This is a genomic window from Mesorhizobium sp. LjRoot246, assembly GCF_964254115.1.
In the GTDB taxonomy this organism is placed as follows: Bacteria; Pseudomonadota; Alphaproteobacteria; order Rhizobiales; family Rhizobiaceae; genus Mesorhizobium.
This window is the reverse complement of the sequence record NZ_CAXUSN020000001.1, coordinates 3,868,844-3,882,037: the sequence shown is the minus strand read 5'-3', so window position 1 is coordinate 3,882,037 and position 13,194 is coordinate 3,868,844. Positions and strand designations below refer to the sequence as shown.

The following is a 13,194-nucleotide window of genomic DNA, read 5'->3' as shown; positions in this document are numbered from 1 at the left end:
GCTCAGTTTCTCGTCCGGTCCGTCTGACGCGCCAGCATAGCATCCGCGAGCGCCAATGCGTCCACGTTGAATGCGACATCGTGGACGCGAAACAGATCGGCGCCCTTGAGCCGCAAAATGACGCTGGTCGCCGCCGTTCCAACACCTCTGTCGCCCGCATCACGGCCGGTGACCGCGCCGATGAAGCGTTTTCGCGACGTGCCAGCCATCAGCGGCAAGCCGAGTGCATGCAACTCCGAAAACCGAGCCATCAGGTCGAGATTTTCCTCCGCCGTCTCCTTGGCGAAGCCGAAACCGGGATCGAGCACGATATGATCGTCGTCAATGCCGTTCTGGCGGGCGATTTCCAGCGATTTTCGCAGGAACGCCAACTGATCGGCAATCACGTCCGGCAGCTTCTGGCGATCCCGCCCGGTATGCATGATGACCAGCCCGGCGCCGGTATCGGCGGCGACACGCGCAATATCGGTCTCGCGCTGCAAGCCCCAGACATCGTTGACGATATGCGCGCCGGCGGCAACCGCAAGCCGGGCCGTGTCGGCACGATAGGTGTCGACCGAAATCAGCACTTCGCTGGCGCTCGCCAGCGCTTCGATCACCGGCAGGATGCGGGCCTGTTCCTGGCTGGCCGATACCGCGGCAGCACCTGGGCGGGTCGATTCGCCGCCGACATCGACGACCAGTGCCCCTTCCCCAACGATGCGCCGTGCCTGGGCCAGCGCCTTGTCGGGGGCCTCGAAAAGACCGCCGTCGGAAAAACTGTCGGGGGTGACATTGAGGATGCCGACGACCACGGCCTTGTCGCCAAGGTCGAGATAGCGCCCATGCGCCAACTGCCATCGCCTGACCGTCATTGCTTATCAACCATGGAGTTCATCAACCATGTGTGATCTCTAGTGGATCAATTCCGTTGCGCCGGCAACGGCCGTAAAGCAAGGTGGCCGAAGAGGCAACATGATGAAACGATCCATGCCTGGCATGAAACAATCCTTGGCTTGCGCGCTGCTGCTCGCAGTGGCCCCGCTCCCGGCGGGTGCGGCCAATCTCGTCAAGACATACAGCTATTTCGCCATCGGCGGCAGTACGCTCGACGACATCGAGGCACAGCTTTCCAAACGCGGACCGGAGGTGAAAAGCACCGGTATGCGACACCCTGGAGCCACGCAGATGGCCTTCACCACCCGTGTCAGCTATGCGCGGACGTCGAGTTCCTGCCGGATCGCCGACGCTGTGGTGACCGTCAAAGTGAAGGTGATCCTTCCCGAGTGGCGCCGTCCGCGCAAGGCGGACGCCGATGTCAGGCTGTTCTGGAACACGCTGTCGGCCGACATCAAACGTCATGAGGAGCGCCACGTCGAGATCGCCAAGAATCATGGCCGCGAGCTCGAAGAGGCGCTGAAAGCCACCTACCCGCAAAGGGACTGCGACGCCGCCAAGGCCAAGGCCGCCGCAATCACCGCGGCCGTTCTGGCCAAACACGATCGCGCCCAGCTTCAGTTCGACCGTGTCGAAAGCGTCAATTTCGAAAGCCGCATCCTGCGGCTGCTGCATTACCGCATGGAGCGCATCGGGAACGGCCAACTGCCGCCGGCCTGAACGCGCTCGAACTGGCGAAAGCCAAATTCGCCGAAGCATGGTGCCAGCTTCGAAAAACTTTCGAGCCCCTGTCGAAATCGGCCTATATGGAACGACAACATATGTCAGGCTCGCCGGGCGCGCGGGCTAAAAACGCCAATGCGATCAAGACGGTCAAGAACCGGAACGGCTGAATAGCGCCGGCGGGTCGCAAGCCTACGGATGAACGATCATGGACCAGACTGTCGATAGTCAGACGGTGGTGAAGACCGACGCGCCTCTCAGCGAGAGCGAAAAGAATGCCATCATCGGCGGCGTACTCTTGTCGATGCTTCTGGCCGCGCTTGACCAGACCATCGTCGCGCCGGCGATGCCGACGATGGCGCGCCTGCTGGGCCATGCCGAATATCTGCCCTGGATCGTGACCGGTTACCTGTTGACCGCCACCGCGATGGCGCCGCTCTATGGCAAGATATCGGACGTTTATGGCCGCCGGCCAACGATTTACGCGGCAATCCTCATCTTTCTTGTCGGATCCCTTGTCAGCGCCATGGCGCCCAACATGCTGGTTCTGATCGTCGGCCGTGCGATCCAGGGCGCCGGTGGCGGCGGCCTGTTTGCGCTGGCGCAGACCGTGATCGGTGATCTCGTGCCGCCTCGCGAGCGTGCGCGCTACTCGGCCTGGATCGCAGGAACCTGGGCGGTCGCCAGCATCGCAGGCCCTCTTCTGGGCGGCACCTTCGCCGAACATCTCCACTGGTCCTTGATCTTCTGGATCAACATCCCGCTAGGTCTCGTCGCCATGGCGATCATCAACAAGCCGCTGAGAAAGCTGCCGATCGCGGCGAAACACCATCGCATCGATGGCCTCGGCGCGTTGCTGCTCGTCGCGGCCACCGCCTTGCTGTTGCTGGCGTTGAACTGGGGTGGCAGCGAATATCCGTGGCTGTCACGCGAAATCCTGGGGCTGCTCGCCTGTTCGGCGGTCATCTGGAGCGCCTTTGCGTTGCGGCTGATGCGCGCGGCCGAACCATTGATCTCGCTGGAAGTGCTTGGCAACCCCATCGTCCTTGCCGGCACGTTGTCATTGTTCCTGCTGCAGGCCGCCAATATCGGGCTCGTGGTCTACCTGCCGGTCTATTTGCAGTCCATCCTCGGGCTTTCGGCCAGTGGGTCGGGAACCGCCATGCTTGGGCTCATGCTCGGTACTGTCGCCGGCGCGACAATCAGCGGCCGCACGATCCAGCGTTTCGTTCACTACAAGCGGATCGCGATGGTCGGGATGACGTTCGCTATCCTGTGCCTCGGCGTGCTCAGCCTGGTGGCGGGGCATACTTCGTTGCTGATCGTCGAGATCCTGACGACCTGCATCGGCCTGGGCAGCGGCACGACATTTCCGGTTGCCACCGTGGCGGTTCAAAATGCCGTCGACCAGGCCCATCTCGGCGTCGCCACCGGCGTGCTGATCTTCCTTCGCTCTTTGGGCAGCGCGCTCGGCGTCGCCATTCTTGGTGCGGTCGCGCTCGGCTATGGCCTGCCGCTGGCCGGAGAAGGCATCCAGGCGGCGAGCACCGCCGTCGAGGTCCAGGCATTCGTCATGATCTTCTTCACCGCGGTCGCGATGCTGGTCATGGCGCTCGTCGCGCTCGTGCTGATGCCGGAAAAGCCGCTGCGCGGCCGTCCCGAGGCTCCGGTGCTGGCCGACTGACAAAAGACGCAAAGCGCGCCGGCTGCATTCGATTCAAAGCGACGCGCTTCAGGACGCTTCCACCACGCCGAGCTTCTTCTGCAGGCTGGTCGACGAGGTCGTGTACTGGAACACGATGCGCTCGCCGGGGCTGATAATGCGCTTGGCCGCCTGCGCCATCAGCGCCACCTCGTGGAAACCCGACAGGATCAGCTTGAGCTTGCCCGGATACCAGTTGATGTCGCCGACCGCGAAGATGCCCGGCACCGATGTCTGGAACTTCTCGGTGTCGACCGGAATGAGGTTCTCGTGAAGATTGAGCCCCCACTCCGCGATCGGCCCGAGCTTCATGGTCAGGCCGAAGAACGGCAGCATGCGCGTACAAGGCACCTCGACATTGCCATCCGGCCCCTTGATGGTGGCCGATGACAGCTGGCCGTCGGCGCCGGTCAATCCGGTCACCTGCCCGACCTGGAATTCGAGCTGCTTCATCTCCTGCATGGCATACATCTTGTTGACGCTGTCGGGCGCGGCACGGAACTCGGGCCGCCGGTGCACCAGTGTCACGCTCTTTGCCACCGGCTGCAGGTTGAGCGTCCAGTCGAGCGCGGAGTCGCCGCCGCCGACAATAACCAGGTCGTGGCCGCGAAAATCCTCCATCCGGCGCACCGAATAGAAGACGCTCTTGCCTTCATAAGGCTCGATGCCAGGGATCGGCGGGCGCTTGGGTTGGAAGGAGCCGCCGCCGGCGGCAATCACCACCACCTTGGCCTCGAACACCTCATTTTCATCCGTGATGACGCGAAAACTGCCGTCCTCCAGTTTTTCCAGGCTGGAAACCATGCGGTTGTAAGTGAAGTCAGGTTTGAACGGTGCGATCTGCTCGAGCAATTTGTCGACCAGCCCCTGCGCCGAGATCGAAGGCCAGCCGGGAATGTCGTAGATCGGCTTTTCCGGATAGAGTTCCGCGCACTGGCCGCCGGGCCGGTCGAGAATGTCGATCAGGTGGCACTTCATGTCGAACAGGCCGAGTTCGAACACGGCAAACAGGCCGATTGGCCCTGCCCCGACAATAAGCACGTCTGTCCTGATGATGTCGGTCATGCCTGTGCCTCGCTGCGAAACAGCAGGACACTGCATGACCATTGCTCCGCTGCCAAGCCGCAGCGGTAAAAATCAGTTGGCAAAGATCCTGCGCTTATCCCTGGCGGGCCGGCACACGGACAACCAGGCCGTCAAGCGCATCGCGTACCTTGATCTGGCATGACAGCCGCGAGTTCGGCTGGACGTCGTAGGCGAAGTCCAGCATGTCCTCCTCCATCGCTTCAGGCTCGCCGACTTCAGCCGTCCATGCTTCATCGACATAGACGTGACAGGTCGCGCAGGCGCAGGCACCGCCGCATTCCGCCTCGATCCCGGGCACGGCGTTGCGGATCGCGTTCTCCATGACCGTAGAGCCGTTCTCGGCGTCCATGTCGAAATGTGTGCCGTCATGGGCGATGAAAGTCAGCTTGGTCATTTGTCACCTGAAGGGAGTTCCAGCCGAGATAATCACTCCGGCGAGCAAGTCAACTGCCGTGCGAAAGCGCCGCTCGGTGACGTTTTTCCACAAACTGGGTTCAGCGTCGGATTCAGCGACTGATGGCGGCGATGAAATCGCGCACTTCGTCGATCAGAGTGCCAAGCCGCTTGAGCGTCTGGCTGTCTTCCGGCTGGCGCTCGATCTCGGTGACGCAATCGGCAATGGCGAAGGCACCCACGCCGCGTGCCGAGCCCTTCAGGCCATGGGCGAGCAGAAGCCGGTCCTTGATATCGGCGTCGACTATTCTGTCGCGCACCGACAGCGCCTGTTGTACAAACAGCGCCAGCACCTCTTGCTCGAGGCTGCGGTCGCCCATCGTCTGGCGGGCAAGGTGTGCCAAATCGACCGGCCGTGACCGCCTTGGTCCGGATACGTCGCCCCCGGGCATTGAGAAGGCAATGCCGCTTTCGCCACGCATGAACTCGAACTCCGTTTTCTTCGATCGCCCGAAAACCTAGGCGATTCCAATGGACAACGGGTTAATGAATGGCCGGGAAAAATGTCACCAAAACGGCGCCGAAATCACGGCTCCGTTAACCTTATATTTAAAGTTTTACGTATCTCGCGGAATGCATGTTTTCTTTACCCCCCTGTGTCATTACGATACGAGGGGTCCATTTTCAGCCTCCTGCGCGTGGTAAGACAAACAGAATTATAAGCCCGCGGCAGCTAGTACAGGGTAGCGAAGGCATGGCAAAGAAACCAACGACGAGAACTCTCGACAACGACGTGGCCAGGGAACTGGAAAAGGCGCTCGATTTCGACCTCAGCAACGATGTCGGCAGCGGCGACCTCGACATCGCGGCTTCGATGGAGGATCTCGAAGCGCAGATATCCCAGGCCGCCGACGAGTTGGCGCGCGAGGGACGCAATCACAAATCGGAGCCCGTGGTCGATCAGAGCCAGGCCGCGAAACCCGCGCCAAAGGCCAAGCCTGCCGAGTTGCGCCCCGTGGAGACACGCAATGGCGCCCAGCCCGCGGGTTTCGCGCCGGCAAATGACGATCGGCAAAAGGACTACAAGACGCTCCTGCACAGCCTCAACAGGCGTGCTTCGAACACCATTTACTGGGTCGTTGCCTTCGTTTCGCTCGCCTGGTTTGCCGGCGCCGGCGGATTGGCCAATCTCCTTTTCGGACCGAGCATCTGGAGTATTCGTACGATCGACCAGTTCCTTGCCCGTCCGGAGCTGATCGGCCTCGCCGTCGCGGCGATCGTGCCCGTCATCCTGTTCTGGGCCTTCGCGGCCATGATTCGCCGCGCCCAGGAAATGCGCATCGCCGCCCAGTCGATGACCGAAGTGGCCTTCCGCCTGACCGAGCCGGAAAACCTTGCCCAGGATCGCGTCATGATGATCGGCCAGGCCGTTCGTCGCGAGGTTGCGGCCATGGGCGAAGGTATCGAACGCACGCTTGCCCGCGCCGTCGAGCTGGAAACGCTGGTCCACAGCGAAGTCAACCAGATCGAACGCTCCTATTCCGAGAATGAATCCCGCATCCGTTCGCTGGTCGACGGGCTCGGCTCCGAACGCGAAGCCGTCGTCAGCCATGCCGAGCGCGTCCGCGCCTCGATCACCGGCGCGCACGAGACGCTGAAGGATGAGATCGGCGCCGCCTCCGACATCATCCGCGACTCGATCCTCAATGCGTCGACCAAACTGTCGATGACCATCAACAATTCCGGCGACACGCTCATCGACCGCATCAATGAAAGCTCGATGTCGATCTTCGATTCGGTGGAAGGCCGGCTCGATTCGATCACCGACCGCCTGTCGACCTCGGGCGAGGCCTTCGCCAGCCTTCTCGACACCCGCATTGCCAAGCTCACGGACACCACGGACGGCCTGACGCGGTCGTTGACCGATCTGCTCGACGATCGCACCACCGGCATGGTGTCCCTGCTTGGCGGCGCCGCGCGGACCCTCAATTCCGAATTCGAGGCCAGCCTCAACGGCATCGAGCGGACGCTCGCCGAACGCGGCCAGGCGCTGATCAGTGAGTTCCAGACCCGCGCCGAGGCGCTCGACACCGGAACGCAGAAGCTCAATGCGGCACTCGAGGCCCGCGCCCGCCAGATCAACGAAACGCTGGTCGAGCGCGCCCGCGAAATCGCGCACACCTTTGCCGAGAGCAAGGACACGCTGTCGGCGATGATCGATCAGGGCAAGACCCAGATCGGCGCCGACATGGCCGACATCGTCACCTCGACCTCCTCCATGCTCGAAGCCCGTGCCAGCGACTTCGCCGGGCGCATGGAAGCCGCCCGCCATGTCGTCTCGCGTTCGTTCGACAGCGATATCCAGCGGCTCGCCGACGCCCGCGTCGGCATCGAGGAAGCCGTCGAGAACCACAGCAGAAAACTGTCCGAAAGCCGCGAGCGCATGGCCGAGGCCATGCAGGCCGATCTGGCGAAATTCGCCGAGAGCCGCGCCGGCATCGATGCGGCGGTGACCAACCAGGTGCAGAAACTGGCCGATGGCCGCAGCCTGATCTCGCGTGCCCTCGAAGAGGATCTGCGCAAGGTCAATGAATCGCGGGCGGCCATCGATGCGTCGCTCGGCAGCCATCTCGAAAGGCTGGAAGAAGGCCGCAACAGGCTCTCCACTGCCTTGAATGAAGACTCAGGGAAACTGGTACAAGCCCGTACGATCATTGATGAAATGGTTGCCGGACATGTTGGAAAACTTGCCGAGGGCCGCAACATCCTGTCGCGCGCCTTGGAAGCAGACCTCGGCAAACTGTCCGACAGCCGCGCCGACATCGACGGTCTGGTAGCCGGTCAGGTGGAAAAGATCGCCGAGGGCCGCGCCGTGCTCGCCAAGGCGCTGGAAAACGACATTATCGGCATCAAGAACCTCATCGAGACCCATTCCACCAAGCTAGCGGAAGACCGCACGCAGCTTTCCCATTCGCTCGACAGCGACCTGTCCGGCATACGCAACCTGATCGAAGGCCATTCGGGACGGCTGGCCGAAGATCGCAGCCTGCTGTCACAGACGCTTGAAGCCGACCTTGCCAAGCTGGCCGAGAGCCGCTCGAGCATCGACGGCCTCGTCGCTGGCCAGGTCGAGAAGCTGGCCGAAGGCCGCGACATTCTCAAGCGCGCGCTGGAATCCGATCTGAACACGATCAAGGGCGTCATATCGAGCCAGTCGGAAAAGCTGGCCGAGGATCGCGGGCAACTTTCGCGGGTCCTGGAAGCCGACCTGCAGAATGTGAACAGCGTCATCGCCGACCACATGAACAAGCTGGTTCAGGACCGCTCGACGCTGTCCAAGGCCCTCGAGGACGACCTCGCCAAGCTGGCCGACAGCCGTTCCAGCATCGACGGGCTGGTTGCCGGTCAGGTCGAGAAGCTGGCGGAAGGCCGCGACATCCTGCGGCGTGCCCTGGAAGCCGACCTCAATGCGATCAAGAACACCGTTGCCGACCAGTCGCAGAAGCTGGTCGATGACCGTGCACAGTTCGCACGGGCGCTCGAGGCTGACCTCGAAAGCGTCAACGGCCTCGTCAACAACCATTCCGAGAGGCTTGCCCAGGACCGTTCGACGCTGTCGAAGGCGCTCGAGGCCGACCTCGAAAACGTCGGTGGCCTCGTCAACAGCCACGCGGAAAGGCTTGTCCAGGAGCGCTCGACCCTGTCGAAGGCGCTTGAAGACGATCTGGCCAAGCTGGCCGAGAGCCGCTCCAGCATCGACGGGCTGGTCGCCGGCCAGGTGGAGAAACTGGCCGAGGGTCGCGACATTCTCAAACGCGCCCTCGAGGCGGATTTGCAGAAGCTGACCGAAAGCCGCGGCGATATCGACAACGTCGTCGCCGGGCATGTCGGGAAGCTGGCCGAAGGCCGCGACATGCTGACCCGCGCCCTGGAAGACGATCTCGGCAGGCTGGCCGAGACCCGCAGGGATGTCGACCGCTCGCTGTCGGGCCACATCGACCAGATCGCTGCAAGAAGCAGCGATATCTCTGCTTCTATCGCTGCAGATGTCGAGAAGATCGAGCAGGCGTTCGGCCGGCAGACCGGCATCATCGAGGAGCGCGCAGGCACCATGGAACGTGCACTCTCGACAGGCGTCGACAATGTCCGCGCCGTGCTCGAGAAGAGCGCTGTGTTTGTCGCCGGCGCCCTGCGCGAAAAGGTGCTGGAAGTCACCAGCACCCTGCATGAGCAGGCCGGTGCCGCGTTCAGTGACGCCGACCGCAAGATCGCCGAGCGCGCCGAACAGACTTCCGCCGCCCTGCTGGCGCGAGCCGAAGACATCGCCCGCACCTTCGAGGATGCCGATCGCCGCCTCCATGCCCGCGCTGAAGATACGTCGAACGCCTTGCTTGCCCGTGCGGACGATACGTCCAGCTCGCTGCTGGCCCGCGCCCATGAAACCGCCGATCAGCTGGCCGCTCGTGCAAGCCAGATTGCCGGCACGTTCGAAGTGGCCGACCAGAAGCTCGCCGCCCGCGCCCAGGAAACCGCCGATCAACTGACCGCCCGTGCCAGCGAGATTGCCGGCACCTTCGATGCGGCCGACCAGAAGCTGGTCGCCCGCGCCATCGAGACGGCCCAGTCGCTCGCCGCTCGCGCCGGCGACATCCTGCGCAACTTCGAAAGCGCCGACCAGCGGCTCGGCATGCGTATCGGCGAATCGGCCGAAGCGCTCGCCGCCCGTGCATCGGACCTTGGCCGCATCTTCGATGACGCCGACCGGCAATTGGTCTCACGCATCGCCGAAGGTTCGGAAGCGCTGTCGAGCCGCGCCTCGGAAATCGGCCGCATCTTCGACGATGCCGATCAGCGTCTGGTATCGCGTGTCGCCAGCAGCACCACCACGATCGGCGAGCATGCCGAAACCATCGTCGGTGCCTTTGCCGATACCGAGCAAAGGGTCGCCGAACGCGCAAGGCGGACCGGCCAGGAAATGGCCGTGCATGCCCGCGAAATCGAGCAGGCGCTTGCCGGCGCCGACGAGCGGCTTGCATCGAGCGCGGCGGCCGCGGCCGCGCGCGTCGAAGAGCAGGTCTCAGGCGTCGAGAACCGCCTCGCCAACACGGCCGAGACGATGGGCCGGAAGCTCAACGAGCAGGTGTCGAATGCCGAGGCGCAACTCGTCTCGCGCGCCAATGTCATCGCCGAGACCTTCACCGCGGTTGGCCAGCATATCGGTCAGAGCACCAACGACGCCGCCAAGACGATCGGCGCCAACACCCGCGAACTCAACACCATGCTCGCGGCACGTTCGGCCGAAATGTCGAAAATCCTCGACGAAACCGCACGGCCTTTGGTCGAGCGCTTCGCCCAGGGCGGCTCGGAATTGCAAAAGAGCATGGAAGAGGTCACCGAGCGCGCCACCGAGAAGCTGCGCAGCGAGAATGCCGCACTTGTCGACGCGCTCGCCAACCGCACCGCCGAGACCTTGTCGGCGGTCGAGGGAGCCCGCTCGTCGCTGTCCGACAGCGTCGCCGACCTCATTGGCCGCATGACCAAGTCCAGTTCGCAGCTCGGTCAGCTGATCGACCAGGCAGCGGTCAATCTCGGCCAGGTCGATGAACGCCTGAGCGGCAGCACGCAAAGCTTCGCCGCCACCACGGAGAAAGCCGCGCAGACCTTCGCCAGCTCGGCGCGATTGGTCGATTCGAACACGACAAGGCTGACGGAACTGTCATCGTCCACCTTGCGTGAGGTCGCGTCGATCGCCACCAAGTTCGACGAGCACAGCCGCCTGCTGTCCAGCGCTTCGGACTTGTTGAGCTCGGCCCAGAGCAATCTCGAGCACACGCTCGAACGGCAGTCGTCGCTCGAGGACCTCGCCGTTGGCCTGGTCAAGAAGTCGGAAGATCTCGAAAGGGTCATGCGCTCGTTCGAAAATCTCGTCGGCCAGACGCTGCAGAACGCCGAAGGCAAGACGATGGAATCGGCCGACAAGATCCGCAACGCCATCACCGACGTCGTCGATTCGGCAACCAAGCGCTTCGCCGATGCGACCGAGGAGATGCGACGCACCGCGGGTTCGATCAAGAGCGAACTCGACCTCACCCGCGCCGAGCTCAAGAAGGGCGTCATCGAGATGCCGGAAGAGGCAAAGGAATCGACCTCGGCCATCCGCCGCGCCGTTTCCGAGCAGATCAACGCCCTGAAGGAGCTTTCGGACATCGTTGCGAAGTCCGGCCGCGGCGGCGATGGGTCCGAGCCACGCAACCTGCGCCCGGCGCCGCAAGCGCCGGCCGCACGCGCCGCCGAGCCGCAGCGTCGCGCGCCGGCACCGCAGCCGGAGCTGCGCACACCTCAGGCGCCGTTGGGCGGCCCTGCGTTGCGCGGCACGCTCGACATGGAGCGTCCAGCCGAGGCGGCACCGCGCCAGCGCGGTGACGCCAACGCCCGCACGCCACAAGGCGGCTGGGTGCGTGATCTCCTGAGCGGAGCATCGCGAGAAGAGGACGCCAGGCCGGCAACGCCCGCGGAAACACCGCGCGCGGCCCCTGCCCAGCGCTCGCCCCTGCATGTCGTGGAATCGCTGAACTCGCTCTCCGTCGACATCGCGCGGGCCATCGACCACGAGGCTTCGATCGAGTTGTGGAATCGCTACCGGCGCGGCGAGCGTGACGTGTTCACGCGGCGACTCTACACGCTGAAGGGCCAGCAGACGTTCGACGAGATCCGTCGCAAGTATCAGGCGGAGGCCGAGTTCCGCGCCGCCGTCGACCGCTACTGCGACGATTTCGAGAAGCTGCTCAAGGATGTCTCGCGCAACGACCGCGACAACATCATGGCGCAGACCTACCTGACGTCCGATACCGGCAAGGTCTACACCATGCTGGCCCACGCCAGCGGCCGCCTGCAGTAAGGCAGGAATTGAACAGGCGGGGCCAAAATCCCGCCTGTGACTACCTAAACCCGCGGCACGCGCTGAACCTGCCCGCAACAAGTTTTGCGAGCCGATGGACGCGTTCGGGAATCGGCCCAAAGTCGATTCTCGACGGCACTAAAATCCACCGACAGTACCACTGCCCGGACGCTCAAAGGGTGTGATCGTGAAAACGGCAATCATATTCGACTGCGAGTTTCTTTGTCTTGAGGGCTCGCAACGCAGATTCTGGTGCGCGGCCCACGATCCCGACCCGGTGATCGCGCAGATCGGCGCCGTCAGGCTTGGACTCGAGGACGATTTTCCACTGCTCGGTACACACAAGGCCTATATCAGACCGGTTGACCGGTTTGGTCAGAGATACGCCCTCGACCCGTTCTTCACCAAGCTGACCGGCATCACCGAGCAAGACCTGGAGGCCGAAGGGGTCACCCCTGAGGGAAGCCCTCGCCGACGTCGATCGCTTTTCCGGTGGCGCGCGGTTCTGGTCCTGGGGCAAGGACGAATTGAACATGATCGCCATCAGTTGCTATGTCGCGGGCATTCAACCTTCGATCCAGGCCACCCGGTTTGACAACGCCGTCAAGCTGCTGATCGCGGCTGGAATGCCGATCGAGGACCTAGCGAAAACGCCGAGCAACAAGCTCGCGGATGGCGTCGAGCACCCGCCATTGCAGGGGCACGACGCGCTCGATGACGCGCTGTCCGTGACCTACACCCTGCAGCACCTGATAAAGACTGGAAAGCTCCGGCCGGGCACCTTCGACCGCTTGTAGGTGGGTGAGCTAGGATTCCGGCGCGCCTCGCGCTCAGATCACCGAGGTCGTCCAGCGCACGATCTGCCCGGCGGCATCGCCGAACGCCTTGTCGAGCGCACTGACATAACCAGGATTGCCGCTGCCCGAAACGGGCGCGGATGCGGTGAAGCTCTTGGAGGCGCGAACCTCGCCATTGCGGTCGTTGAGAATACGCACGAACAAATCGACCTCGGCATGTTCGCCACCGTCGACGCGCACTTCGAAGGACCGGACCTCGACAATCACCTGGTAATCGATCGCCAGGCCCTCGCCCGGCTTGCCGACGCCGGCGAAGCTGCCCGAACGCTGGAAGGTCTCGGCCAGCCGCGCCTGCACGATCAGCGGCAGCCGGTCGGCCCATTGGGCGCCCTTGAGATACTGGATCGAGCGGTCCGATGGCTTGATGACGATGTTCTGGCTGTCCAGCGCCTTGAGCGCCGACGGCTGCGCGATCAGGATCTGGCGACGGCTGTGGCCACGCACGTCGACCGACGGCGCCGACAATTCGAACGTATCGAGCGGCGCCGGCTTGGCGCCCAACGCCGCGCAGCCGGCCAGCGTCAGGGCAAGCAGTGCCACAGCCGATGTCACCCAGCCCGTTTTAACCCACACAGATTTCACGCGCGATCCCCGTTGTCCCCGGAGCGTAAGATCAACCCGCTTTCGCGGCTCATGTTTCTGGGGCGCGCCGATGCCGA

Annotated in this window: 8 protein-coding genes and 1 pseudogene; 4 read left to right on the top strand and 5 right to left on the bottom strand. The window is 63.4% G+C overall.

Features of this window, described 5'->3' with window-relative positions; translation table 11 throughout:
- Positions 1 to 2 precede the first annotated feature (2 nt).
- The gene (folP, locus tag ACSQ3L_RS18750) at positions 3 to 854 is read right to left on the bottom strand and encodes a dihydropteroate synthase (protein ID WP_436161301.1); all 852 of its coding nucleotides are present in this window, start codon (positions 852 to 854) and stop codon (positions 3 to 5) included.
- Positions 855 to 978: 124 nt separating this feature from the next.
- On the opposite strand from folP, the gene ACSQ3L_RS18745 reads away from it, so the two are divergent.
- Positions 979 to 1,596, top strand: coding sequence for a DUF922 domain-containing Zn-dependent protease (locus ACSQ3L_RS18745; RefSeq protein WP_436163479.1), 618 nt, complete (start codon positions 979 to 981; stop codon positions 1,594 to 1,596).
- A gap of 211 nt (positions 1,597 to 1,807) precedes the next feature.
- On the top strand, positions 1,808 to 3,283 hold the full coding sequence (locus tag ACSQ3L_RS18740) for an MDR family MFS transporter (RefSeq protein ID WP_436161300.1): 1,476 nt from the start codon (positions 1,808 to 1,810) through the stop codon (positions 3,281 to 3,283).
- A 48-nt stretch (positions 3,284 to 3,331) separates the two neighbouring features.
- Here ACSQ3L_RS18740 and ACSQ3L_RS18735 read toward each other — a convergent pair whose 3' ends face one another.
- The 3 genes from ACSQ3L_RS18735 to ACSQ3L_RS18725 form a co-directional block, all read right to left on the bottom strand.
- Positions 3,332 to 4,366: an NAD(P)/FAD-dependent oxidoreductase gene (locus ACSQ3L_RS18735; RefSeq protein ID WP_436161299.1), complete on the bottom strand. Its 1,035-nt coding sequence runs from the start codon at positions 4,364 to 4,366 to the stop codon at positions 3,332 to 3,334.
- A 94-nt stretch (positions 4,367 to 4,460) separates the two neighbouring features.
- Positions 4,461 to 4,781 (bottom strand): 2Fe-2S iron-sulfur cluster-binding protein, encoded by a 321-nt coding sequence (locus tag ACSQ3L_RS18730; protein WP_013531878.1) that lies wholly within the window; start codon positions 4,779 to 4,781, stop codon positions 4,461 to 4,463.
- A 112-nt stretch (positions 4,782 to 4,893) separates the two neighbouring features.
- Positions 4,894 to 5,262, bottom strand: a complete 369-nt coding sequence (locus ACSQ3L_RS18725; protein ID WP_292644125.1) for an Hpt domain-containing protein — start codon at positions 5,260 to 5,262, stop codon at positions 4,894 to 4,896.
- 272 nt (positions 5,263 to 5,534) lie between these two features.
- Between ACSQ3L_RS18725 and ACSQ3L_RS18720 the strand changes: the two genes are divergently transcribed.
- On the top strand, positions 5,535 to 11,678 hold the full coding sequence (locus tag ACSQ3L_RS18720; protein ID WP_436161298.1) for a kinesin: 6,144 nt from the start codon (positions 5,535 to 5,537) through the stop codon (positions 11,676 to 11,678).
- Positions 11,679 to 11,865: 187 nt separating this feature from the next.
- Positions 11,866 to 12,475 (top strand): annotated as a pseudogene (locus tag ACSQ3L_RS18715) (3'-5' exonuclease).
- Positions 12,476 to 12,508: 33 nt separating this feature from the next.
- On the opposite strand, the gene ACSQ3L_RS18710 reads toward ACSQ3L_RS18715, so the two are convergent.
- A complete protein-coding gene (locus ACSQ3L_RS18710; RefSeq protein WP_436161297.1) occupies positions 12,509 to 13,117 on the bottom strand; it encodes an ABC-type transport auxiliary lipoprotein family protein in 609 nt (202 codons plus the stop codon).
- Positions 13,118 to 13,194 lie beyond the last annotated feature (77 nt).